Annotated in this window: 21 protein-coding genes and 3 pseudogenes; 8 read left to right on the top strand and 16 right to left on the bottom strand. The window is 61.4% G+C overall.

What is annotated here, in order from left to right:
* Positions 1-50 precede the first annotated feature (50 nt).
* On the top strand, positions 51-335 hold the full coding sequence (locus ACEN8Q_RS01535) for a hypothetical protein (protein ID WP_413704388.1): 285 nt from the start codon (positions 51-53) through the stop codon (positions 333-335).
* A gap of 256 nt (positions 336-591) precedes the next feature.
* On the opposite strand, the gene ACEN8Q_RS01530 is transcribed toward ACEN8Q_RS01535, so the two are convergent.
* Positions 592-1,686, bottom strand: a complete 1,095-nt coding sequence (locus tag ACEN8Q_RS01530) for a DUF1615 domain-containing protein (protein ID WP_413704387.1) — start codon at positions 1,684-1,686, stop codon at positions 592-594.
* 137 nt (positions 1,687-1,823) lie between these two features.
* On the opposite strand from ACEN8Q_RS01530, the gene ACEN8Q_RS01525 reads away from it, so the two are divergent.
* Entirely contained in the window at positions 1,824-3,359 is a 1,536-nt protein-coding gene (locus ACEN8Q_RS01525) for an FAD-dependent oxidoreductase (protein ID WP_413423056.1), read from the top strand.
* A 137-nt stretch (positions 3,360-3,496) separates the two neighbouring features.
* Here the strand turns inward: ACEN8Q_RS01525 and hemB are convergent, their stop codons facing one another.
* Both hemB and ACEN8Q_RS01515 read right to left on the bottom strand, forming a co-directional pair.
* The gene (gene hemB, locus ACEN8Q_RS01520) at positions 3,497-4,471 is read right to left on the bottom strand and encodes a porphobilinogen synthase (RefSeq protein ID WP_413704386.1); all 975 of its coding nucleotides are present in this window, start codon (positions 4,469-4,471) and stop codon (positions 3,497-3,499) included.
* 138 nt (positions 4,472-4,609) lie between these two features.
* Positions 4,610-5,320: a glutathione S-transferase family protein gene (locus ACEN8Q_RS01515; RefSeq protein ID WP_413423053.1), complete on the bottom strand. Its 711-nt coding sequence runs from the start codon at positions 5,318-5,320 to the stop codon at positions 4,610-4,612.
* A 367-nt stretch (positions 5,321-5,687) separates the two neighbouring features.
* Between ACEN8Q_RS01515 and ACEN8Q_RS01510 the strand changes: the two genes are divergently transcribed.
* On the top strand, positions 5,688-6,359 hold the full coding sequence (locus ACEN8Q_RS01510; RefSeq protein ID WP_413704385.1) for a histidine phosphatase family protein: 672 nt from the start codon (positions 5,688-5,690) through the stop codon (positions 6,357-6,359).
* Between the two features lie 137 nt (positions 6,360-6,496).
* On the opposite strand, the gene mnmH is transcribed toward ACEN8Q_RS01510, so the two are convergent.
* The 5 genes from mnmH to ACEN8Q_RS01485 form a co-directional block, all read right to left on the bottom strand.
* The gene (gene mnmH, locus ACEN8Q_RS01505) at positions 6,497-7,600 is read right to left on the bottom strand and encodes a tRNA 2-selenouridine(34) synthase MnmH (RefSeq protein WP_413704384.1); all 1,104 of its coding nucleotides are present in this window, start codon (positions 7,598-7,600) and stop codon (positions 6,497-6,499) included.
* A complete protein-coding gene (gene selD / locus ACEN8Q_RS01500; RefSeq protein ID WP_413423047.1) occupies positions 7,600-8,634 on the bottom strand; it encodes a selenide, water dikinase SelD in 1,035 nt (344 codons plus the stop codon). The genes mnmH and selD overlap by 1 nt, the downstream gene beginning before the upstream one ends.
* A gap of 176 nt (positions 8,635-8,810) precedes the next feature.
* Positions 8,811-9,767: a quinone oxidoreductase family protein gene (locus ACEN8Q_RS01495; protein WP_413704383.1), complete on the bottom strand. Its 957-nt coding sequence runs from the start codon at positions 9,765-9,767 to the stop codon at positions 8,811-8,813.
* A 27-nt stretch (positions 9,768-9,794) separates the two neighbouring features.
* Positions 9,795-9,968 (bottom strand): DUF1427 family protein, encoded by a 174-nt coding sequence (locus tag ACEN8Q_RS01490; RefSeq protein ID WP_413423043.1) that lies wholly within the window; start codon positions 9,966-9,968, stop codon positions 9,795-9,797.
* Between the two features lie 105 nt (positions 9,969-10,073).
* Positions 10,074-10,853 carry an AraC family transcriptional regulator gene (locus ACEN8Q_RS01485; protein WP_413423041.1) on the bottom strand — a complete coding sequence of 260 codons (780 nt, stop codon included), beginning with the start codon at positions 10,851-10,853 and terminating at the stop codon, positions 10,074-10,076.
* A 146-nt stretch (positions 10,854-10,999) separates the two neighbouring features.
* Between ACEN8Q_RS01485 and ACEN8Q_RS01480 the strand changes: the two genes are divergently transcribed.
* Together ACEN8Q_RS01480 and ACEN8Q_RS01475 are read left to right on the top strand one after the other, a co-directional pair.
* Positions 11,000-11,227: a DUF6555 family protein gene (locus ACEN8Q_RS01480; protein WP_413423039.1), complete on the top strand. Its 228-nt coding sequence runs from the start codon at positions 11,000-11,002 to the stop codon at positions 11,225-11,227.
* Between the two features lie 33 nt (positions 11,228-11,260).
* Positions 11,261-11,539 (top strand): hypothetical protein, encoded by a 279-nt coding sequence (locus ACEN8Q_RS01475; protein WP_413423037.1) that lies wholly within the window; start codon positions 11,261-11,263, stop codon positions 11,537-11,539.
* A 27-nt stretch (positions 11,540-11,566) separates the two neighbouring features.
* Here the strand turns inward: ACEN8Q_RS01475 and ACEN8Q_RS01470 are convergent, their stop codons facing one another.
* From ACEN8Q_RS01470 to ACEN8Q_RS01455, 4 genes and pseudogenes are all read right to left on the bottom strand, one after another.
* On the bottom strand, positions 11,567-11,728 hold the full coding sequence (locus ACEN8Q_RS01470; RefSeq protein ID WP_085718940.1) for a metallothionein: 162 nt from the start codon (positions 11,726-11,728) through the stop codon (positions 11,567-11,569).
* A 209-nt stretch (positions 11,729-11,937) separates the two neighbouring features.
* Entirely contained in the window at positions 11,938-12,693 is a 756-nt protein-coding gene (locus ACEN8Q_RS01465) for a methyl-accepting chemotaxis protein (RefSeq protein WP_413423129.1), read from the bottom strand.
* Positions 12,694-12,795: 102 nt separating this feature from the next.
* Positions 12,796-13,614, bottom strand: a pseudogene (locus ACEN8Q_RS01460) (cache domain-containing protein); the annotation flags it as partial.
* A gap of 237 nt (positions 13,615-13,851) precedes the next feature.
* Positions 13,852-15,168: a Na+/H+ antiporter family protein gene (locus ACEN8Q_RS01455; RefSeq protein ID WP_413704382.1), complete on the bottom strand. Its 1,317-nt coding sequence runs from the start codon at positions 15,166-15,168 to the stop codon at positions 13,852-13,854.
* A 359-nt stretch (positions 15,169-15,527) separates the two neighbouring features.
* Between ACEN8Q_RS01455 and ACEN8Q_RS01450 the strand changes: the two are divergent.
* The 3 genes and pseudogenes from ACEN8Q_RS01450 to ACEN8Q_RS01440 form a co-directional block, all read left to right on the top strand.
* Positions 15,528-16,817, top strand: a pseudogene (locus ACEN8Q_RS01450) (HAMP domain-containing protein); the annotation flags it as partial.
* A gap of 102 nt (positions 16,818-16,919) precedes the next feature.
* Positions 16,920-17,675, top strand: coding sequence for a methyl-accepting chemotaxis protein (locus tag ACEN8Q_RS01445; RefSeq protein WP_413423127.1), 756 nt, complete (start codon positions 16,920-16,922; stop codon positions 17,673-17,675).
* 311 nt (positions 17,676-17,986) lie between these two features.
* Positions 17,987-19,663 (top strand): MFS transporter, encoded by a 1,677-nt coding sequence (locus tag ACEN8Q_RS01440; protein ID WP_413704381.1) that lies wholly within the window; start codon positions 17,987-17,989, stop codon positions 19,661-19,663.
* 130 nt (positions 19,664-19,793) lie between these two features.
* Here the strand turns inward: ACEN8Q_RS01440 and ACEN8Q_RS01435 are convergent, their stop codons facing one another.
* From ACEN8Q_RS01435 to ACEN8Q_RS01420, 4 genes and pseudogenes are all read right to left on the bottom strand, one after another.
* Entirely contained in the window at positions 19,794-21,107 is a 1,314-nt protein-coding gene (locus ACEN8Q_RS01435) for a sensor histidine kinase (RefSeq protein ID WP_413423031.1), read from the bottom strand.
* Complete coding sequence (locus ACEN8Q_RS01430) at positions 21,104-21,772, bottom strand: response regulator transcription factor (protein WP_057396084.1); 669 nt, start codon at positions 21,770-21,772, stop codon at positions 21,104-21,106. The genes ACEN8Q_RS01435 and ACEN8Q_RS01430 overlap by 4 nt, the downstream gene beginning before the upstream one ends.
* 3 nt (positions 21,773-21,775) lie before the next feature.
* Positions 21,776-22,096, bottom strand: coding sequence for a PepSY domain-containing protein (locus ACEN8Q_RS01425; protein WP_413704380.1), 321 nt, complete (start codon positions 22,094-22,096; stop codon positions 21,776-21,778).
* Positions 22,096-22,286: pseudogene (locus ACEN8Q_RS01420) on the bottom strand (peptidase); the annotation flags it as partial. The gene ACEN8Q_RS01425 and the pseudogene ACEN8Q_RS01420, both read right to left, overlap by 1 nt.
* Positions 22,287-22,361 lie beyond the last annotated feature (75 nt).

Here is a 22,361-nt window from a genome sequence, read left to right as displayed (position 1 = left end):
GCGTAACATCTGCTCCATACCAACCCATCAGCACCCCGGAGCACACCATCATGAAACGCCAGACCCTTCTCAGCATCGCTTTCTCGGTTTTCGCAGTTAACGCTTTCGCCGCAACTTCTGCTCAACCTGTGGTCGCTGAAGGCGGCTCGGATCGTCTGATTGAAAGCCGTGTCGCCGAGGGTGGTTCCGATCGCCTGATCGAGAATCGTGTGGCTGAAGGTGGTTCGGATCGCCTACTGGAAAAACGTGTTGCCGAAGGCGGTTCCGACAAGCTCCTGCAGAACCGCGTTGCCGAAGGTGGCTCGGATCGCCTGATCGAAAGCCGCGCTGTCTGAATGCAGTGCTTTACCGCAGGACGCAAAGAAAAGCCCGGCCTCAACAGCCTGATGTTGTTCAGTCACGCAAGAAGGATTCACCCACTGTAGGAGCGAGCTTGCTCGCGATGGACTCAAGAGCGCTGCGTTTAGTCAGTAAACCCGCGGCATCGTTAACGACCATCGCGAGCAAGCTCGCTCCTACAGGGGATCATTCTCGCTAGACGGAACAGCATTGGCCTCAACAGCCGGGTTTTTTGTGCTTTTTACCCCGCGATTACTTCCCCGCCCGCGCCATGCAGCGCTGGTAACGCTCATCGACCCGCTTGGCGAACCACGCGGTGGTGAGTTTGCGGGTGATTTTCGGGCTTTGCAGCACAATCCCCGGCAACACTTCACGGGGTAACGGCCGACCCTCGGCCCTTTCGGCCAGCTCGAAGACCCGCCGATAGAGTTTGCTGTCTTCGAACGCCAGGGTTTTCCCCTCCTCCAGTTGCTCCCGGATCGTCGGATTGCGCATGTCCAGTTGCTTGCCAAGGGTACGCACGGCCAGTTCCGTGGTACCGGGCATGATCGAACCGTAGTTCACCAGATCGCCGTCCAGCGCCAACGGGATACCGGATGCCCGGCTCACCGCATTCTGAAACGCGGCGTTGCGGCTGGCGTACCAACCCGCGTTGAAATCCGCAAAGCGGTACAGCGGCTGCGGATAGCTCACCGGATAGCCAAGCAGATGCGCGATGCCGAAATACATGCCGCCGCGCCGGGTAAACACTTCATGGCGAATCGAGCCCTTCACCGGGTACGGATAACCTTTGGCCTGCTGCTCGGCAAAATCAATCGCGACCTGCATCGGCCCGCCGGTATGCACCGGGTTGAAGCCACCGAACAGTTTTTTGCCCATCGGTACCATGCCGATGAAATCGTCGAAAATGGCGCTCAGTTCCTTTTCGCTGCGCGCGGCATTCAGGCGGTCGCTGTAGCTTTTGCCATTGGGCGAATCGAGCTTTAACGCTCCGCTCACCAACAGGCCTGGAATGTGTGCCTTGGCGGCACGACGGTCGATCTCGTCGCGGGCGATCTTGCCCAGCCCCGGTACGCTCGGATCGACCTGAAAGGTCGACTCCTGTTCGGTCACGGCCAGCACCGAGCACAGGTTCTTCGTGGTCGGCGAGATGTCTTGCGCGGTAAACGCCACCTGGATATCCGTGGCCCAACCCTGGGGATCGGCAGCTTTCGCCGGCAGCAAACGCACAATCTCAGCCTTCACTTCGGCCGGACTGCGCGCCGCCGGCTCCTGGGTTCGCTGGCTGCCGCAACCGGCCAGTACCAGCAAGGCGGCGATGCTTGAGATCAATCGATTGGCTTGCATGTCGTTCCATCTAATCCGTTGGTCGGGGCCAACCATACGACCAATGGCATGCCAGCGGCTACGGCCGCGGTAGTCCGATGGTTGCCGCCCTCCCCGACTGGACCATACTTTATCCACGTAGCGAGGAGAACAGGCTCATGCACCGCAGCGACGTGTTGATCATCGGCGCCGGCCCGACCGGGCTGGTCCTGGCATTGTGGCTGAGCAAACTGGGCGTGCGCGTGCGGATTGTCGACAAAACCTCCGCCCCCGGCACCACGTCCCGGGCGCTGGCCGTCCAGGCACGGACGCTGGAGTTGTATCGCCAGCTCGGACTGGACGACGCCGTGGTGCAAAACGGCCATCGGGTGGTGGCCGGCAACTTCTGGGTCAAGGGTGAGCCCGTGGCGCGCCTGCCCCTGTCTCAGATCGGTGAGGGCCTGACCCCCTACTCGTTTCTCGAGATTTACCCGCAGGACGAACACGAACGGCTGCTGATCGAGCGTCTGGAAGCCTTCGGTATCGTGGTGGAACGCAACACTGAACTGACAGGCTTCGAGCAAACCGCAGACGGCATCACGGCCACGCTGCACCTGCCCGATGGTCAACAGGAAATCTGCCAGGCCTGTTACCTGGCCGGATGCGACGGTGCGCGGTCGATTGTGCGCAAGACCCTGGATACCGGATTTCCCGGCGGCACTTACCAGCAGATTTTCTACGTCGCCGACGTGCAGGGCAGCGGCCCGACATTCAACGGCGAACTGCACGTGGATCTCGACGAGGCGGACTTCCTCGCCGTGTTCCCACTGGGAGACAGTGGTCGTGCCCGTCTGATCGGCACGGTGCGCGACGAGCGCGCCGAACACGCCGAGACCCTGCGCTTCGAGGACGTCAGCAGCCGGGCCATCGAGCACATGAAGGTGAAGATCGAGCAACTGAACTGGTTTTCGACCTATCGCGTGCATCATCGGGTGGCGGATCACTTCCGCAAAGACCGGGCGTTTTTGCTGGGTGATGCCGCCCATGTGCACAGCCCGGCGGGCGGTCAGGGCATGAACACCGGGATTGGCGATGCCATCAACCTGGCCTGGAAACTGGCGGCCGTGTTGAGCGGTGGTGCCGAGGCCAGACTGCTCGACACCTATGAAACCGAGCGCATCGCCTTCGCCCGCAGACTGGTGGCCACCACTGACCGGGTATTCAACTTCATCACCGCCGAGGGGCGGATGGCCGATTTGCTACGGACACGCCTGGCACCGCTCTTGATCCCGAAAATAACCTCGTTCGAAACCTCCCGCGAATTCATGTTTCGTACGATATCGCAAATAACCCTGAATTATCGGGGCATGCCATTGAGCGCAGGCATTGCCGGGCACGTGCATGGCGGTGATCGCCTGCCCTGGGCCCATGACGGTGAGGGGGATAATTTCGAGTCGCTCAAGTGCCTGACCTGGCAGGTGCATGTCTATGGCGACACCAGCGACGAGATGATTGCCTGGTGCCACGAGCACCATCTGCCGCTGCACGTGTTCGACTGGCGACCGGCGTTCGAAGCGGCGGGGCTGGGGCGCAACGGGTTTTATCTGTTACGGCCCGATACCTACGTGGCGATCGCCGAGACGTGCTCGGACCCGAAAGTGATCGAACGGTACTTGCGTGATCACGGGATCCGGCCGTTTTTTGGCGCGCCCTGAAGACACCACATCCTTCCTTGTAGGAGCGAGCTTGCTCGCGATGGTCGTTAACGATGACGCGTGTTTACTGACTAGACGCGGCGCTCTTGAGTCCATCGCGAGCAAGCCCGCTCCTACAGGGAGATATGCGCTGGTGCCTAGATTCCGGCCAACGCCAGATCCATCGCAAAGTAAGTAAAGATCAGGTCTGCCCCGGCACGCTTGATCGCCCCGAGGCTCTCGCGCACCACGCGGTCTTCATCGATGGCCCCGGCCTGGGCGGCAAACTTGATCATCGCGTACTCACCGCTCACCTGATACGCCGACAGCGGCAGGCGCGAGGCTTCGCGAATGTCGCGGATGATGTCCAGATACGCACCGGCCGGCTTGACCATCAATGCATCGGCGCCTTCCTGTTCGTCGAGCAACGATTCGCGCACCGCTTCGCGGCGATTCATCGGGTTCATCTGGTAGATTTTGCGGTCGCCCTTGAGCGCACTGCCACCCGCCTCGCGGAACGGGCCATAGAGCGCCGAGGCGAATTTGGTCGAATAGGCCATGATCGCCGTCTGGGTAAAGCCGGCGTCATCGAGGGCCCGGCGAATCGCCTGGACCTGCCCGTCCATCGCCGCCGACGGGGCGATCACATCGGCACCGGCACGGGCCGCCGCCACCGCTTGCCTGCCGAGGTTGATCAGGGTCTGGTCGTTGTCGACTTCATGGTTGTGCAACACGCCACAATGGCCGTGATCGGTGTATTCGCAAAAGCAGGTGTCGGACATCACGATCATTTCCGGCACAGCGTCCTTGGCAATGCGCGACATGCGCGAGACCAGGCCGTCATCGCGCCAGGTGTCGCTGCCGCTGCTGTCCAGGTGATGGGACACGCCGAAGGTCATCACCGACTTGATCCCGGCACGGGCGTAGCGCTCGATCTCGCCGGCCAGCTTCGACTCGGGAATGCGCATCACACCGGGCATGCTCTTGATCGGCACGAAGTCGTCGATTTCTTCTTCGACGAAAATCGGCAGCACCAGATCGTTCAGGCTGAACTCGGTCTCCTGGAACAGGCTGCGCAGACTCGCATTGCGGCGCAGACGGCGTGGGCGTGCTTCGGGGAACTGACTGGACATGGCTATTCCTGAATTTCAGAGGACGAAATGTAGGAGCGAGCGTGCTCGCGATGGACTCAAGAGCGCTGCGTTTAGTCAGTAAACACGCGTCATCGTTAACGACCATCGCGAGCAAGCTCGCTCCTACAGGCAAGAGGTTTAATTCGAGACTGGTTTCGGGATTTCCAACCCGCGCACCACCGCCGGCCGCGCCAGGAAGCGTTCCAGCACCCGCGTGACGTTAGGGAAGTTTTGAATGCCCACCAGATCGCCAGCTTCATAGAAGCCAATCAGGTTGCGCACCCACGGGAAGGTGGCGATGTCGGCGATGGTGTAGCGTTCGCCCATGATCCAGTCGCGCCCTTCAAGGCGGCCGTCGAGCACCTTGAGCAGGCGTTTGCTTTCCTCGACGTAGCGGTCACGTGGACGCTTGTCCTCGTAGTCCTTGCCGGCGAACTTGTTGAAAAACCCGAGTTGGCCGAACATCGGGCCAATGCCGCCCATCTGGAACATCAGCCACTGAATCGTTTCGTAGCGCGCAGCCGATTCCTGGGCCAGCAGTTGTCCGCTCTTGTCGGCCAGGTAGATCAGGATCGCTCCCGACTCGAACAGCGCCAGTGGCTTGTCGTCCGGACCGTGGGGGTCGAGGATCGCCGGAATCTTGTTGTTGGGATTGAGGGAAAGAAATTCCGGGGACATCTGGTCGTTGGTGTCAAACCCTACCCGGTGAGGTTCATACGGCAGGCCGATCTCTTCGAGCATGATCGAGACCTTGACGCCGTTGGGGGTCGGCAAGGAGTACAGCTGAATCCACTCCGGGTATTGGGCAGGCCATTTGCGGGTGATGGGGAATGCGGACAAATCGGTCATGGGCTGGATCCACGAAGACATTGAGAGTGACGATCATAATGGAGATAGCGGCTCTGCGATCCCTTGCAGCCATTAATCTCGCTGATAGACGAGATCAAAAGAGATCACGACCGTTTCAACACCATCAGGTGTAGCGTGTCCACGATTTCGCAACATCCTGTCGCTAACCTTCACTGAAAACCGTTAAGGTTGCCGGTACATTGCTGCGCGCTCGACCAGAATCGAACCAAACGGGCTCAGGGGACTCTGAGCACCACCCCTTTGAAAACGGACCGGTTTCAACGACATGGAAAACACCCGACGCTGGAACATCGTGGTGTAAAGGTTTGTCAGACTTAACCGAATTGCGCTGAAGAACCCTCTATTCATGAATTTGTTCAATATTGCCAACCGCTTCAGACATCGCGCCTACCTGCTGCTGCCCGTCTTGCTGGCGGTCAGTTCGGTGTTCCTGTCGCTGGAGGCCAGTCAAAGCCGCGCCCAACCGATGGATGGAACCCAGACGCTGGTCTTCCTGCGCCACGGGGAAAAACCCGCCGGTGGCCTGGGCCAGCTCAATTGCCAGGGACTGAACCGCGCCATCGACCTGGCGACGCTGCTGCCGGAAAAGTTTGGCAAGGCCAACTATGTGTTTGCCGCAAACCCGACCCGTAACGTCGAGGAAGGCGAGTTCGACAATTCCTACAGCTACATCCGTCCCCTGATGACCATCAGCCCCAGCGCCATCAAGCTGGGCCTGCCGGTGAACATCAATTTTTCCGCGAATGACACCAGTGACCTGGCCGAAGAGCTGCTTCACGACAAGTATCACAACTCGGTCATCTACACCGCCTGGTCGCACGGCTACCTGCCGGAGCTGATCAACACGGTGGCCGGCGAAGCCACCGGCAAGAAAATGACCATCATGGAAGACTGGGAGTCCAGCGATTATGACTCGCTGTATGTACTCACCCTGACCTGGCACAACGGCAAGGCCAGTTTGCAGAGCCATGTGTACAAGCAAGGCCTGGATAATGGCTCGCAAACCTGTCCGACCTGAGTGACTCATTGCTTGGTCGGGCCCCTTCGCGAGCAAGCCCGCTCCCACATTCGATCTCCAGCGAACACAAATATTGTGAACGGCGCTGATTAAATGTGGGAGCGGGCTTGCTCGCGAAGGGACCAGTAAAACCGACATCACTTTCGTTGATTCACTCGCTCACGCAGGTACTCGAGAACCGCCCCCCGCTCCCCGGCAAACTCGATCCGCGCGCCTTTCTTCTCTCGCTGAAACGCGTACATCGGATCGTAATACTCGCGCAGCAACCCTTCGATCCAGCCGCGGTGCAGATCCACCGCGCCACTACGGGCCTGCTCTGCCAACGCCTCTTCCATCAAAACCAGCATGCGCCGATGACGTTCGCCGCCCAGGCGTTTCTGCACATTGTTGAGGCTCGCCAGCAACCGTTCGGAAAACAGCGCAAAGCCCTCCTCGCCATGCACGTCGATGAATTCTGCGCACAGATCCACCACGTAATCGCGCAGGATCCGCTCTACCCGACCTTCCAGGCTGTCTTCCAGCCACACCATCGGAAACTGCTGCATGCCCTGGTACAGCGGCAATGGCAACGCACAACTGCCCACCGCGCGGCTTTCGTCTTCCAAAACGATCTGCTCGATGCCACTGGCGCGTTTTTTCAGCACATCCACGGCCAAACGGTTTTCGAAGTCGATGTTCGATGGCTGGCCCGTGGCGCGCTTGCCGAAACTGGAACCGCGATGGTTGGCATGACCTTCAAGGTCCACGCTGTTGCCCAATTGCTTGAGCACTTCGGTCTTGCCAGTGCCGGTCATACCGCCCAACAGGACGAAATCGCACTGGGTCAAGGCTTGATCGAGGGTATCCAGCAGGAAGGTACGCATGGCCTTGTAGCCGCCACCCACCCGTGGGTAATCGATGCCCGCCTCGTCCTTGAGCCATTGCTGGACTATCTGCGAGCGCAGGCCGCCGCGAAAGCAATACAGCAGGCCATCGGGATGCGCCTTGGCAAAATCGGCCCAGGCCTGGATGCGTTCGGCCTTGACCGCGCCCGACACCAGTTGATGCCCCAGCGTGATGGCCGCCTGCTGGCCATGCTGCTTGTAGCACGTGCCGACCCGCTGGCGTTCAAGGTCATTCATCAACGGCAGGTTGACCACACCGGGAAACGCGCCCTTGTTGAATTCGACTGGTGCGCGGGCGTCCATCATGGGCCGGTCGTTGAGGAAGATGTCGCGGTAATCGGTGCAGTCGACAGACATCAAATCACCTCGACCGCGTTGCTCTGTCGTTCGACCAGTTCACCGATCGGCTCCAGGCTCAGGCCCAGTTCGGCGGCCACCGAGAGAAACTGCTCGTTGCCTTGCGGCGTGACGGCAATCAGCAGGCCGCCGCTGGTCTGCGGATCGCAAAGCACGCGTTTGTGCAGTTCCTGGAGCCGCCCGAGCTTGCTGGCGTAGCTGTCGAAATTGCGCAGCGTACCGCCCGGTACGCAGCCCTGTTCGAGGTAATACTCGACACCCGGCAAGCGCGGTACGCGGTCATATTCGATACGCGCCGTGAGCTGGCTGCCGTCGGCCATTTCCACCAGGTGCCCGAGCAGGCCGAAACCGGTGACATCGGTCATCGCGGTTACGCCGTCGAGCTTGCCGAAACGGCTGCCGGGTTTGTTCAGGGTGCACATCCAGTCCCGGGCCAGGCCGATGTCGGCATTGCGCAACTTGCCCTTTTTCTCGGCCGTCGTAAGGATGCCGATGCCCAGGGGTTTGGTGAGATAGAGCAGGCAACCGGCCGTGGCAGTGTCGTTGCGCTTCATGTGGCGCTTATCCACCAGACCGGTGACGGCCAGGCCAAAGATCGGTTCTGGCGCGTCGATGGAGTGCCCACCTGCCAGCGGGATGCCCGCCTCGTCACATACCGAACGGCCGCCGCGTATCACTTCCCGGGCAACTTCCGGGGCCAGCACGTTCACCGGCCAGCCCAGGATCGCAATCGCCATCAACGGATCGCCGCCCATCGCATAGATGTCGCTGATGGCATTGGTGGCGGCAATTCGACCGAAATCGAAGGGATCGTCGACGATCGGCATGAAAAAGTCCGTGGTCGAGACCACTCCGCGCTCTTCGTCGATGGCATACACCGCCGCATCGTCGCGTGAGGCGTTGCCGACCCAGAGTTTCGGGTCGAGGTTCTGCGCCCCGCTGCCGGCCAAAATCACTTCCAGCACCTGGGGGGAAATCTTGCAACCGCATCCAGCGCCGTGGCTGTATTGGGTCAGGCGAATCGGCTCGCTCATGGGGCACCTCATAGGGTCAATGAGGCCGATTCTAGCAGAGCGGGGCATGCGGGCCACGGACCTTGTGGGAGCGGGCTTGCTCCGGGCGGCGTTCCGACGAAGGCGGAGTGTCAGACACATCAATGCCGGATGTGCCGCCGTCTTCGCGAGCAAGCCCGCTCCCACATTGATCGTGGTCATGGCAGCAAAATCACCTTGTCACCGCTGCCCTGATTCACTTCGGCATAACGCTCCACACCTTCGGCCAATGGCGACTCGAACAAGCCCTGCGGCAACGGCAACAGGTCCTGATCGAAGAACCGGCCAAACTGCTCGAGCATCGCCGCACACGCCTGTACCCCGTACAGCAACGAGTTGATCCCCACCACTGAGCCGCCCTTGCGATACAACGCCAGGGCCGGCAACTGTACGTGACCGTCCACCGGTGCCGCGATGATCGCGATGCGACCGAACGCGGCCAGGGCTGGCACCGAGGCTGGCAGCCAGAATCCGGTGGTGTCGAAAATCACATCGGCGCCGCCGGCATAGACCGCGTTGACCTGGGCCCCAAGGTCTTCGGGTTTATCCAGTTGCAGGGTCTGGTAACCCTGGTCCTGCAAGTCCTTGACCTGCTCGGGACGCCGCGCAGCCGCCAGCACCCGGGCACCGCGCACCTTGGCCAAGGCCAGCGCGGCACTGCCGACCGCTCCGCCACCGATGACCAGCAATCGGGTTTCGGCGGTCACCAGGCTGCGTTCCAGCGCATCCCACGCCGTGGTGTACGGCACGCCGAGGCTGGCGGCCTGGGCGAAGCTCAGGTGCGTGGGTTTGAGCGCTACGCCATTGGCCGGCAGCTTGACGAACTGCGCGTGGGAACCGTCGGCGAAAAAGCCCAGTTCCCGGCCCGTACCCCAGACTTCCTGACCGATAAGCGCCTGCGGGCCGGCCACGACCACACCGGCAAAATCACGACCGGGAATCCGCGGCAGGGTGGTGTAGGGAAAACGCCCCAGCACGTTCTTCACATCGCTGGGGTTGAGCCCCGCGGCCTTGATCTCGACCAGCACTTCATTGGCGCCGGGAACGGGGGTAGGCACCTCGACGTAGCGCAGGGCCGAGAGATCACCGGTTTTATCGAATTGCAGAGCTTTCATGGGCGTATCCATCGAGTCAAAGAGGGTTCAGGAAATCCAGCCAGCCACCAGCTCGCGCCCCATCGGCCAGAGCTTTTCACCGGCGAGCATGCCGAGCAGGCCAACCAGCGCGATGGCCGGGGGTGCGGGGGAACGAAAATCCAGGGCGCCGTAGAGCAGACCGACGCCCAGACCGATGGCCACTGACATGAGGTAGTTCACGGCAGACTCCGGGGGCAATTGAGGTATGCGTTGAGTCTAGAGGGCGACGCTGGCGAGCATCGGCCAAGTGCTTCTGAATTTCGGCCAAAGCATGGCCCGGCGAATTCAGCCTTGGCGTTGCGCCGCCGGAAACTGTGACGGGGCGACACCCAGTTCACGCCGAAACATGTCACTGAAGCTGCTCGGCGAATAGCCCAGCTCCCGGGCAATCGCGCTGACCGGTACGCCCTGGATCAACCCGGCCACCGCCGTCGCCAGTTGCACCTGACGCCGCCACTCGGCGAAGCCCATGCCCAAACCGTCCTTGAACAGCCGCGCCAGGGTCCGCACGCTGGCACCGGCGGTTTCTGCATGCTGTTCGAACGGAATATCCAGCGAAGGCGCAGACATGACCGCCTGACACAGGTTCATCAGCCGTCGATCGGAATCGTCCGGCAGCGGGATCTTGAGCAGCGAACGCCTGGCGCGCCTGAGCTCCAGCAGCGCCAGCCCCACCAGCGCGTCGTAATACTCGGGCGGCCCGTCGTTGCCCTGCTCCACCAGGCCGACGATCAGCTCGCGCAGCAAGCCGCCGACCTCGATGACTTGCACGCTGTCATCCAGGGTCGCCGCCAGGGACGGGCGCAAGTAGATATTGCGCATTTGCAGGTCGGACACCACGCGAATCCCGTGGGGCACGCCGGGCGGCAACCACACCGCCCGCTGCGGCGGCACTACCAGTGCCTCGTGCGGCGTCTCGACCCACATCACCCCGCTCATCGCATACAGCAACTGGCCCCAGACGTGCTCATGGGGCTCGATGTACAACCCGCGCGGATAGGTGCGAGCCAGCGGCTGCACAGGCACATCGGTGTCACTCAGGTCAGGCGGTGCGGCGAGGGCCATGGTCAATGTTCATTGGGGGACGGTAAGACTGCATGGTAACGGGGCGTCGAATTTGTCGCCAGCAACCGCCGCCGTCCGACAATCCGAGTGAATTTTCCCGATGGCACGCGATCCTTCTATGTACAACAGGGAGGAACCGCGGCTTTATGAACAGTGCAAAATTATTCGTCATCGAGTACACCCTCCATGGCGCTCCAAAGTCTTTCATTATCCGACTGGAAAAAATGGATAACACAGAAGCCTGGCATTGGGCGAGCTGTGACGCGGGGGTGGGGCGAATCCCCCGTTTTGGACGCGAGAAGGTGCAAAAGACCAGCAAGCCGATGGCTGAAAAATTCGGCGTGGAAAATGTCAGATGGCGGCCGGCGCACTAATCTCAGGCAACCATCAGGTTCGGGGGACGGGACATGAGCGCAACACCCATCAGCAGCCCTGCGCAACTGGACTACGGTCTGGACACGTCGCTCGGCCGCATCACCAAAAGCGCCGAGTGCCGGATCGGACTGGAACAGGTCGAAAATGACGCCTTTTGCTTCGCTATACGCGTCCCGGCACCACTGCCGAAAGATCTGGAGCATGCCAGGACCCTGGTGCTGCGGGTCGAAGGGCGGCGCTTGCAGGGCAACGTCCGCCGCAGCGAACGCCTGGAGGATGGCAGCCTCAGGCTGGAAGTGGAGCCGGACTAGGCTCCACTTTTGCGTGTACCGTGGTTTTCAGTGGGCGCACTTGCAGTCTTTATGAGCGCACTCCTCGCCGTGCTCATGGTGTTTGGCGCAGGCTTCACAGCAGTAATGCTTGCCGTGACGGGCAATCGGATGTTCACCGAGTTTGCAGGTACATTTCGGACAATCGCAGATACTTTCACGGTCAATCATGGAGCTGACTCCTCTAGCAAGGTCGTCCCGTGCTCGGATGCACAGGATAAGTGTAGTGGCTGTCGCTCCTGCCGATTACAAATCCCTGTGGGAGCGGCGGTGCGACGATTCGACTTGCTCGCGAAGAGGGAGTGTCAGTCACGATAATTGTTGTCTGACACACCGCCTTCGCGAGCAAGCCCGCTCCCACAGGTCTTGTCTCTGTTCTGTCAGATACGGAACTGCCCGACCAGACTGCCCAGGCGCTGACCGAGGTCGGCCAGGCTACGGGACGTTTGCGCACCGAGTTGGGTTTCGTCGGCGACGTTATCCACCGCCACGGCAATCTGGTGCACGCTGCGATTGATCTCTTCGGCCACGGCGGTCTGCTCTTCGGCGGCGCTGGCGATCTGCGCATTCATCGAATTGATGGTCGCGATCAGTTGCGCCATGGTGTCCAGCGAAGCCCCCGCCTCGTTGGCCTGGGCCGAGGTGCCATCGCCAGCCTCGCTGGAGCGGCGCATCGCCTCCACTGCAGACCGGGTGCCGGCCTGCAAGCGGTCGATCATGCCCTGGATTTCCTGGGTGCTGATTTGCGTGCGGCTGGCCAGCGCCCGCACTTCATCGGCCACCACCGCAAAACCGCGTCCGGCCTCCCCCGCACGGGCGGCTTCGATGGCCGCGTTGAGCGCCAGCAGGTTGGTCTGCTCGGCAATCGAGCGGATCACCCCGAGCACGCTGACAATCGACGACACGTCTTTTTGCAAGCTGTCGAGGGACACGCCACTACTGCGGATGTCGTCCACCAGCGCATGGATCTTCTCGATGCTGCCGGCCACCACACGCTTGGCCGCCTGCCCTTCTTCGTCGGTCTGCTGGGCTGCCACCGCGGCGTTCTGCGCGCTCTTGGCCACTTCCTGGGCCGCCGCCGACATTTCATTGATCGCCGTGGCCACCTGATCGGTCTCATGGCGTTGACGCTCCATGGCCTGGTCCGAGCGATGGGCCTGGTCGGACACCTGACTCACCAGCCCGGTCAGTTGCGAGGTCATTTCGGTGATCTGCCGTACCAGCCCGTGAATCTTGTCGACGAAACGGTTGAACGAGCCCGCCAGCTCGCCGAGCTCATCCTGACTGGTGAGCGTCAGGCGACGGGTCAGATCGCCCTCGCCTGCCGCGATGTCGTCGAGGTTGGCTTTCATCAGATGCAGCGGACGCAGAATGGTGTTGGCCAGCAACATTCCGGCAGCGGCAATCACCAGCAGCACCACGACCGCCACGCCGACGATGCTCAGCACCATGCCTTGCATGCGCTCCTGGACCTTGGCTTCGACCACCGCCACTTGCGCTTCAATGCCGTCGAGGTTGACCGAGGTACCGACCGCCATGTCCCACTTCGGCAGGTATTCGGTGTAGCCGAGCTTGGGCACCAGCACCTGGGAGTTACCGGGTAATGGCGAGCTGTATTGCAGGTAGTGCGTACCGTCCCTGGCGACTTTCACCAGATCGCGGTTGACGTAGACACCGTTCGGATCGCGGTTGTCCTTGAAGCTCTGGCCCACGCCTTCGGGACTGCTGGCCTTGAACAGGCGCACGGTGTTGGAGTCGTAGCCGAAGAAGTAGCCGTCCTTGCCATAGGTGATGCTCGACAGCAGCTTGATCACCTGGGCCCGCGCCGCCTGATCGCCGGGGGCGGCCGCGTCGTAAAGCGGTTTGATCGCGGTCATGGCCACGGCCACGTAGCTTTGCAGGGTCGCCTTGGCATCGCTGAGCAGGCGTTCGCGGGTCTGCTCGACTTCCTTGCGCGCCTGATCCTGAAGAATGAACAGCGTGGTCAGGCTGATGACCAGCGCAAACAGCAACACCGGGAGGACGGCAAGGGACAGGACTTTAGCCTTGAGGCTCATGCGCATGACGTTCACTCTTTTGATTTTGTTGGCGTGGGTAAAAGCTTTAACGGCACGCCAGGGCAAAAGTTGAACGCTGTGAGATGGACTTGCGAGCCCCTGTAGGAGCGAGCCTGCTCGCGATGGACCCAAGAGCGCTGCGTTTAGTCAGTAAACACGCGGCATCGTTAACGACCATCGCGAGCAAGCTCGCTCCTACAAGGGGTTCCGGGGTTCCGGGGTTCCGGGGTTCCGGGGTTACAGGACCATCGCCGCCACCCAGCCGAACGCCAGCAGCGGCAGATTGTAGTGCAGGAAGGTCGGGACCACGGTGTCCCAGATGTGATGGTGCTGGCCGTCGATGTTCAGGCCGGAGGTCGGGCCGAGGGTCGAGTCCGAAGCCGGCGACCCGGCGTCGCCCAAGGCACCGGCGGTACCGACGATGCACACGATCGCCAACGGGCTGAAGCCCAGTTGCACGCACAGCGGCACGAAGATCGCCGCCAGAATTGGCACGGTGGAGAACGAAGAGCCGATGCCCATGGTCACCAGCAGCCCCACCAGCAGCATCAGCAAGGCACCGATGCCCTTGCTGTGATCGATGTACGACGCCGACGACTCGACCAGCGTCTGCACCTCACCGGTGGCCTTCATCACTTCGGCAAATCCCGAGGCGGCGATCATGATGAAACCGATCATCGCCATCATTTTCATGCCTTCGGTGAACAGGTCATCGGTGTCGCGCCATTTGACGATGCCCGACACCGAGAAAATCAGGAAGCCGACCAGTGCACCGATAATCATAGAATCCAGCAACAACTGAACGATGAACGCCGCCGCGACGGCCACGCCAGCCACCATCAGGCTCAGCGGGTTGTACTGCACCGCCACTTGCTCGACCTGTTCGATCCTTGCCAGATCGTAGACACGCTTCTTGCGGTAGCTGACAAACGCGATCAGCAGGCCCGCCACCATGCCCAGGGCGGGAATGCCCATGGCGTGGGTCACATTGATGCCGCTGATGTCCACCCCGCTGCGCGCGACGTTGGCCAGCAGGATCTCATTGAGGAAGATGTTGCCGAAGCCCACCGGCAGGAACATGTAGGGCGTGATCAAACCGAAGGTCATGACACAGGCGATCAGTCGACGGTCCAGTTGCAGTCTGGTCAGCACATACAGTAGCGGCGGCACCAGCAACGGAATGAACGCGATATGGATCGGCAGGATGTTCTGCGAGGCAATGGCCACGACCCAGAGCAGGCCGATCAACAGCCATTTGACCTGACCACCGCCGCTGGCGTGCTGGCGATCGACCATTGCCAGCGCCTTGTCCGCCAGCGCATGGGCCATGCCGGACTTGGCAATGGCCACGGCGAAAGCGCCCAGCAAGGCGTAGGACAGCGCCACCGTCGCCCCACCGCCAAGGCCACCGTTGAAAGCCTTGAGTGTCGCCTCGATCCCCAGGCCACCGGTCAGGCCACCGACCAGCGCACCGACGATCAGGGCGATCACTACATGCACGCGGGACAGGCTGAGTACCAGCATGATGCCGACCGCGGCAATTACTGCATTCATTTCTTTACCTCGAGACAAACGAAAAGACTCCGTCCGGCAGTCTGCGAAGAGCCGCCAGCGGATTAAGGAATGGGTTTTATTAGAGGGCGCGCACTGTGCCGCAGCATCACCTACTTGTCAAAGCACCCCGGCGCTATCGATATGTAACGGCATGTGAGACCTGTAGGAGCGAGCTAGCTCGAGATGCACTTGAGAGCACCGTGGGGTATCAGGTTTCCATCATCATCGTTGACGACCATCGCGAGCAGGCTCGCTCCTACAGGGGGAAGTGCTTGATAGCCGATAGACGGGATAAAGAAACCGAAATTCCGGCCGCTACAGTGCAAAGTCTCAGATATTTATCGAATAAGGACGTCTCCATGTCGCTCAGACAACTTTCCATTCAATGGAAAATCACCCTGCTGGCCGGGCTGTGCCTGGCGGGCATCGTGACCCTGCTGGTGGGTCTTTCCCTGTACCGCATGGAGCACAGCTCCGGGATGGTGAAAGCCTCGAGCATGGAGATGCTGACCGAAGCGGCCCAGGCCCGGATCGAGTCCCAGGGCGAAAACCAGGCGCTGGGGATTCGCCAGCAGTTCATGGACGCCTATCAGTACGGCCACGGCTTCTCCCGCCAGGTACTGTTCCTGCGTGAGCAGGCCGAGAAGCGCTTTCTCGATGCCTTCGACCTGCGCGAAGACCTGACCCGCCAGGTCAAGTCGGCCCTGCAGGCCAACCCGGACCTGCTCGGCCTGTCCCTGGTGTTCGAACCCAACGGGCTGGATGGCAAGGACGACCTGTTCACCGGCCAAGCCGAACTGGGCAGCAACGACAAGGGCCGTTTCGCCCTCTACTGGTCGCAGCCGACGCCGGGCAAAGTGACGTCCATGGCCTTGCCGGAAAAGGACATGGCCGACACCAGCACCGGCCCCAGCGGCGAAGCGGCCAACGCCTGGTTCACGTGCCCGCGCACCACACTCAAGCCGTGCGTGATCGAACCGTACTTCTATGAGATCGACGGCCAGAACGTGCTGATGACCAGCATCGTTTTCCCGCTGATGGTCAACGGCAAGGTCATCGCCTCGCTGTCGGTGGACATCAACCTCAACAGCCTGCAAGCGGTCAGCCTGGGCGCCAGCAAGAAACTCTACGACGGCCAGACCAGTGTCAGCATCATCAGCCCGGCCGGCCTGCTCGCCGGCTACAGCCCGGACGCCAGCAAACTCAGCCAGCGCCTGGAGGCCGTGGACAAGGCCAGTGGCGCCGAACTGCTGCGCATGCTTGCCGCCAGCAGCAAGACCGGCAGCCTGCACAGCAATCAGCAACTGAAAGTGCTGGCACCGTTCCAGCCGATTCCCGGCGGAAAATCCTGGGGCGTGCTGCTCGACGTGCCGGAAAAAGTCCTGGTCGGCCCCGCCGAAGCCCTGAAAAAGCAACTGGACGACAGCAACACCGCCGGTACGCTGGTCGAGCTCGGCCTGGGGATACTCGCCGCGCTGCTGGGCCTGGTGCTGGTGTGGCTGATGGCCCGCAGCGTCACCAAACCGATCCTCGGCGTGGCGCACATGCTCGAAGACATCGCCAGCGGCGAAGGTGACCTGACCCGTCGGCTGGCTTACGACAAGAAGGATGAACTGGGCCAACTGGCCGGCTGGTTCAACCGTTTCCTCGACAAGCTGCAACCGATCATCGCCGAAGTGAAACGCTCGGTGCAGGACGCCCGCAGCACCGCGGACCAGTCTTCCGCCATCGCCACCCAGACCAGCGCCGGCATGGAACAGCAATACCGTCAGGTGGATCAGGTGGCGACGGCGTCCCATGAAATGAGCGCCACCGCCCAGGATGTTGCCCGCAGCGCCGCGCAAGCGGCACACGCCGCCCGCGATGCCGATCAGGCGACCCGTCAGGGTTTGACCGTGATCGACCGCACCACCGCCAGCATCGACAACCTCGCCGCCGACATGAGCGCGGCGATGGTTCAGGTCGAAGGCCTGGCAGCCAACAGCGAGAAGATCGGCACGGTACTGGAAGTGATCCGTGCGATCGCCGAGCAGACCAACCTGCTGGCTCTCAACGCCGCGATCGAAGCAGCCCGTGCCGGTGAGGCCGGACGCGGTTTTGCCGTGGTCGCCGATGAGGTGCGCAACCTGGCGCGACGGACCCAGGAGTCAGTGGAGGAAACCCGCCTGGTGATCGAACAACTGCAAAGCGGCACACAAGATGTAGTGGGTTCGATGAACAACAGCCATCGTCAGGCCCAGGGCAGTGTCGAGCAGGTTGGCCAGGCCGTGACGGCGCTGCGCCAGATCGGTGATGCGGTGACCGTGATCAACGACATGAACATGCAGATCGCCAGTGCCGCCGAAGAGCAAAGCGCGGTGGCCGAGGAGATCAACAACAACGTGGCGACCATTCGCGACGTGACCGAGTCGCTGTCGGGCCAGGCCAATGAATCGGCACGGGTCAGCCAGTCGCTCAACAGCCTGGCGAACCAGCAGCAGAGCCTGATGGATCAGTTCCGCGTTTAAACCCCGCAAACATCCCCCCTGTAGGAGCGAGCTTGCTCGCGATGGTGTGTCAGCCACCTTGGCGTCACTGACACACCATCGCGAGCAGGCTCGCTCCTACAGTTCTTGTGCCAGCCCCTCCTTTCAACCTAAGGCGTAGTGGCGAGTGGATATCTGCCACAAGGTGATTATGCTTCTAGGAACCTTGCAGCGTTTCAAGGCGTCAACCTGTATGCAAGACCCGTAATTCGATGACATCACCCCCAGGGCCTGGGTAGGGTAAATGTTGGTGGGAACTCCGGCCTACAACAAGTGCAAGACGGAGAATACTCATGGCAGTAATCGACAGCACATCCACGGACCATACACCCCATCACGGAATCACCCGGGAGGAACGCAAGGTCATTTTCGCGTCGTCCCTGGGCACCGTGTTCGAATGGTATGACTTCTACCTGTACGGATCCCTCGCGGCGATCATCGCCAAGCACTTCTTTGCCGGTGTCAACGAAACGACTTCCTTCATCTTCGCCCTGCTCGCCTTCGCCGCAGGCTTCGCCGTCCGGCCCTTCGGCGCCATCGTGTTCGGCCGGCTGGGTGACATGATCGGACGCAAACACACCTTTCTCATCACCATCGTGATCATGGGCGTCTCCACGGCCGTGGTAGGCATGCTGCCTGGCTATGCAACCATCGGCGTAGCCGCGCCGGTCATTCTGATCAGCCTGCGCCTGTTGCAAGGTCTGGCGCTGGGCGGTGAGTACGGCGGCGCAGCCACCTACGTGGCCGAACATGCCCCCAAGGGCAAACGCGGCTACTTCACCTCGTGGATTCAGACGACAGCCACCCTCGGCCTGTTTCTTTCACTGCTGGTGATCCTCGCCTGCCGCACCGTCCTGGGCACCGAAACCTTCGAAGCCTGGGGCTGGCGGATTCCGTTCCTGCTGTCGATCCTGTTGTTGATAATCTCGGTGTACATCCGCCTGCAGCTCAGCGAGTCGCCGGTGTTCCAGAAAATGAAAGCCGAAGGCAAGTCCTCCAAGGCACCATTGACCGAATCCTTCGCCCGTTGGGACAACCTCAAGATCGTGATCATGGCCCTGCTCGGCGGCACCGCCGGCCAGGCCGTGGTCTGGTACACCGGGCAATTCTATGCGCTGTTTTTCCTGCTGCAGACGCTGAAGATCGAACCGCAGACCGCCAACCTGCTGATTGCCGGCTCGCTGCTGATCAGTACTCCGTTCTTTGTCTTTTTCGGCAGCCTGTCCGACCGCATCGGCCGCAAAGGCATCATCATGGCCGGCTGCATTATCGCGGCCGTGACCTATTTCCCGATCTTCCATGCGTTGACCCAATACGGTAACCCCGACGTGTTCGTCGCGCAGGAGAAAAATCCGGTCACGGTCATTGCCAATCCCGACCAGTGTTCGTTCCAGTTCGACCCGGTGGGCAAGGCCAAATTCACCAGTTCCTGTGACCTGGCCAAGACCGTGTTGGCAAAGCGGGCCATCCCCTATGCGAACGTGAAAGCCGAGCCGGGCGCTGTTGCGCAGGTGCGCATTGGCGAGAAAGTGATCGAGAGCTTCGAGGGCACCGGTATGCCGGGCGCCGACTTCAAGGCCAAAAACGACGCCTTTACCGCCACCCTCGCCACCGCCCTCAAGGACGCCGGCTACCCCGAGAAGGCCGACCCGGCCAAGACCAACTACCCGATGGTGCTGTTGCTGCTGACGATCCTGGTGATCTACGTGACCATGGTCTACGGGCCGATTGCCGCCTGGCTGGTGGAACTGTTCCCGGCGCGCATCCGCTACACCTCGATGTCGCTGCCCTATCACATCGGCAACGGCTGGTTCGGTGGCTTCCTGCCGACGGTGGCGTTTGCCATGGTGGCGGCCACCGGGGATATCTACTATGGGCTGTGGTATCCGATCGTCATCGCGGTGATGACGGCTGTGCTGGGTATTTTCTTCATGCCTGAAACCAAGGATCGGGAGATTCATCACACCTGAGCCCGGTGCGCCACTCCCTTGTGGGAGCGGGCTTGCTCCGGGCGGCGTTCCGACGAAGGCGGAGTGTCAGCAGACATTTTTATCGACTGACACACCGCCTTCGCGAGCAAGCCCGCTCCCACAATGGATCTCAGTGTCTGGGTAATTCGATGACGACCTTCAGCCCGCCCCATTCGCTTTGCAGTAACGACAGTTTCCCGCCCCAGCTATCGACGATGTCGCGCACGATGCCCAGCCCCAGGCCATGCCCATGGGTTTGTTCATCCAGCCGCGTACCTCGGCTGAACACCTGATCGCGACGCTCTTCGGGGATGCCCGGGCCGTCGTCTTCGACACTCAGTTCAAACCCGTCCGCCGTTTCGGCCACACTCACGCGAACCTCGGCATCCGCCCATTTACAGGCGTTATCCAGCAGGTTGCCCAACAGTTCCAGCAGGTCTTCACGATCCCATGGCAATTGCAGGCCGGTCGGTGCGCGGTAGCTCAGCGCCAGGTGTTCGCCATGGATCATGTTCAGGGTTGCCAGCAATCCGGGGAACTCGGCATCGCAATCAAACAGTGCGCCCGGCAACGCATCGCCGGACAACCGCGCACGATTGAGTTCCCGGTTGAGCCGCTGTTCGACCTGCTGCAGTTGTTCCCTGAGGGTCTTGCGCAATTGCGGGTGCGCCTCAAGCTGTTCGCTCGAGGCCAGGCTCAACAACACCGCCAACGGCGTTTTCAACGCGTGGCCGAGGTTGCCCAGGGCATTGCGCGAGCGCTTGAGGCTGTCCTCGGTGTGGGCCAGCAAGTGATTGATCTGCGCCACCAGTGGCTCCAGTTCCACCGGCACCTGATCATCGAGTTGCGAGCGCTGGCCCCGCTGCAACTGCGCGATCTGTTCGCGCGCCTGCTCCAGCGGCCGCAAGGCGCGGCGCACGGTAATCCGCTGCAGCAGCAAAATCAGCAGCAGCCCGGTCAAACCGAGGCCCAACCCAAGCTGTTGCACCCGCCGGAAGCTTTCGCGTATCGGCGTGTAATCCTCGGCGACGCTGATGGAAATCGGCACCCCCGAACGTCGATAGTCCGTACGCAGCACCAGCAACTGCTGCCCTTCCGGCCCCAGTTGCAGGTTGTCGTGCAGGCCGGGTTGATCGAGTGCCGGCAGTTCCTGATCCCATAAGGAACGGGAGCGCCAATGGCCGTCGGCGAAATCGATGCGGAAATAATGCCCGGAAAACGGCCGCTGATAGGCCGGCGACAGCCGTCGTTCATCCAGTTGCAAGCCTTGCGGCCCGCGCACGAGGGCCGCCAGCAGGTTCTCGCTGTCATTGCGCAACCCGGCTTCGAGGTAGCGCTGCAAGCCCATTTCGAACAGCCACAGGCTGGTTTGCGCCAGCACCAGGCCAACGACCACCATCACGCTGATCAGGCCCAGGCTCAAGCGGCGCTGGATCGATCTCACCGGGCTTGCCCGCCGAGCAGATAGCCCTGGCCGCGACGGGTTTCAATCACGCTTTTGCCGAGCTTGCGGCGCAGATGGTTGACGTGGACCTCCAGCACATTGGAATCGCGCTCGGTTTCACCGTCGTAGAGGTGTTCGGCGAGGTGGCTTTTGGAGAGGATCTGCTCGGGGTGCAGCATGAAATAACGCAACAGGCGAAACTCCGCGGCAGTCAGTTGAATGTCCGCACCGTCGCGGACAACGCACTGGCGACTTTCGTCCAGGTGCAGCCCTGCGGCCTTGAGCGTCGGCTGGTTGACCTGGCCATGGGAACGGCGCAATAGCGCCTGGATGCGCAAGAACAGCTCTTCGGGATGAAAGGGTTTGGTCAGGTAATCGTCGGCACCGGCCTTGAGGCCTTCGATGCGCTCGGCCCAGGAATCACGGGCCGTCAGGATCAGCACCGGCGTGGCCAGCCCCGTCGCGCGCCATTGCGCCAGCACCTCAAGCCCCGGCACGCCGGGCAAACCGAGGTCGAGGATGATCAGGTCGTAAGGTTCGGTACTGCCCTGATGCACCGCGTCGCGACCGTCGGCCAGCCAGTCCACCGCATAACCCTGGCGGTTGAGACCGGCCAGCAGTTCGTCGGCCAGGGGCACATGGTCTTCCACCAGAAGCAAACGCATGGATCAGTCTTCCTTGTCTTTCAATAAGCGACCGTTGGCGGCATCGATGCCCAGTTCGCGGACCACGCCTTCAGGGGTCAGCAACTCGACTTCATAAATGTAGACGTCGTGTTTTTCTTCGAGCTCGGCTTCCAGCAGTTTCGAGCCGGGGTAGCGATCCATTGCCTGCTGCAGCAGTTGCTCCAGCGGCAGGATCACGCCCTGTTGACGCAGGCGCAGGGCTTCATCCTGGTCCAGGTCGCGGGCCATCACCGCTGAGCAAAATGCCAGAAGCAGCAGCGCCATCCGGCCGCCGGCGCATCGATTGAATAAAAACACGTTCATTACCAATCCTGATGATTCTTGAGAACCTGCCCGCTGACAGCGTCTAATTCCAGATCCCGGTCGATACCCTGCTGCCGATCATCGGTAGAACTGGCCAGTGCGAGTGGTGTGAGCTTCTCGAAAGCCGCAATGGTACCAGCGTCTGCAATTCCGGCGCTTGATCCGGGCCAGGTTCCCGGGCGTGGGCGACACCTTAGCTGGACGAACTTAATTGAAGCTGAATGGCCATTACTGCTGGCCATTACACATTCCCTGTGGGAGCGGG

This window comes from Pseudomonas sp. Pseusp16, from assembly GCF_047324915.1.
Lineage (GTDB): Bacteria > Pseudomonadota > Gammaproteobacteria > Pseudomonadales > Pseudomonadaceae > Aquipseudomonas > Aquipseudomonas fluorescens_CD.
Note: the sequence above shows the minus strand (reverse complement) of the source record. Positions and strands in the feature narration are given on the sequence as shown.

Bases quoted from the DNA above. Each gene is read 5' to 3' on its own strand.
- ACEN8Q_RS01535 (WP_413704388.1), top strand. From the start codon at position 51: ATGAAACGCCAGACCCTTCTCAGCATCGCTTTCTCGGTTTTCGCAGTT.
- ACEN8Q_RS01530 (WP_413704387.1), bottom strand. From the start codon at position 1,686: ATGCAAGCCAATCGATTGATCTCAAGCATCGCCGCCTTGCTGGTACTG.
- ACEN8Q_RS01525 (WP_413423056.1), top strand. From the start codon at position 1,824: ATGCACCGCAGCGACGTGTTGATCATCGGCGCCGGCCCGACCGGGCTG.
- hemB (WP_413704386.1), bottom strand. From the start codon at position 4,471: ATGTCCAGTCAGTTCCCCGAAGCACGCCCACGCCGTCTGCGCCGCAAT.
- ACEN8Q_RS01515 (WP_413423053.1), bottom strand. From the start codon at position 5,320: ATGACCGATTTGTCCGCATTCCCCATCACCCGCAAATGGCCTGCCCAA.
- ACEN8Q_RS01510 (WP_413704385.1), top strand. From the start codon at position 5,688: ATGAATTTGTTCAATATTGCCAACCGCTTCAGACATCGCGCCTACCTG.
- mnmH (WP_413704384.1), bottom strand. From the start codon at position 7,600: ATGTCTGTCGACTGCACCGATTACCGCGACATCTTCCTCAACGACCGG.
- selD (WP_413423047.1), bottom strand. From the start codon at position 8,634: ATGAGCGAGCCGATTCGCCTGACCCAATACAGCCACGGCGCTGGATGC.
- ACEN8Q_RS01495 (WP_413704383.1), bottom strand. From the start codon at position 9,767: ATGAAAGCTCTGCAATTCGATAAAACCGGTGATCTCTCGGCCCTGCGC.
- ACEN8Q_RS01485 (WP_413423041.1), bottom strand. From the start codon at position 10,853: ATGGCCCTCGCCGCACCGCCTGACCTGAGTGACACCGATGTGCCTGTG.
- ACEN8Q_RS01480 (WP_413423039.1), top strand. From the start codon at position 11,000: ATGAACAGTGCAAAATTATTCGTCATCGAGTACACCCTCCATGGCGCT.
- ACEN8Q_RS01475 (WP_413423037.1), top strand. From the start codon at position 11,261: ATGAGCGCAACACCCATCAGCAGCCCTGCGCAACTGGACTACGGTCTG.
- ACEN8Q_RS01470 (WP_085718940.1), bottom strand. From the start codon at position 11,728: ATGATTGACCGTGAAAGTATCTGCGATTGTCCGAAATGTACCTGCAAA.
- ACEN8Q_RS01465 (WP_413423129.1), bottom strand. From the start codon at position 12,693: ATGGAGCGTCAACGCCATGAGACCGATCAGGTGGCCACGGCGATCAAT.
- ACEN8Q_RS01455 (WP_413704382.1), bottom strand. From the start codon at position 15,168: ATGAATGCAGTAATTGCCGCGGTCGGCATCATGCTGGTACTCAGCCTG.
- ACEN8Q_RS01445 (WP_413423127.1), top strand. From the start codon at position 16,920: ATGGAACAGCAATACCGTCAGGTGGATCAGGTGGCGACGGCGTCCCAT.
- ACEN8Q_RS01440 (WP_413704381.1), top strand. From the start codon at position 17,987: ATGGCAGTAATCGACAGCACATCCACGGACCATACACCCCATCACGGA.
- ACEN8Q_RS01430 (WP_057396084.1), bottom strand. From the start codon at position 21,772: ATGCGTTTGCTTCTGGTGGAAGACCATGTGCCCCTGGCCGACGAACTG.
- ACEN8Q_RS01425 (WP_413704380.1), bottom strand. From the start codon at position 22,096: ATGAACGTGTTTTTATTCAATCGATGCGCCGGCGGCCGGATGGCGCTG.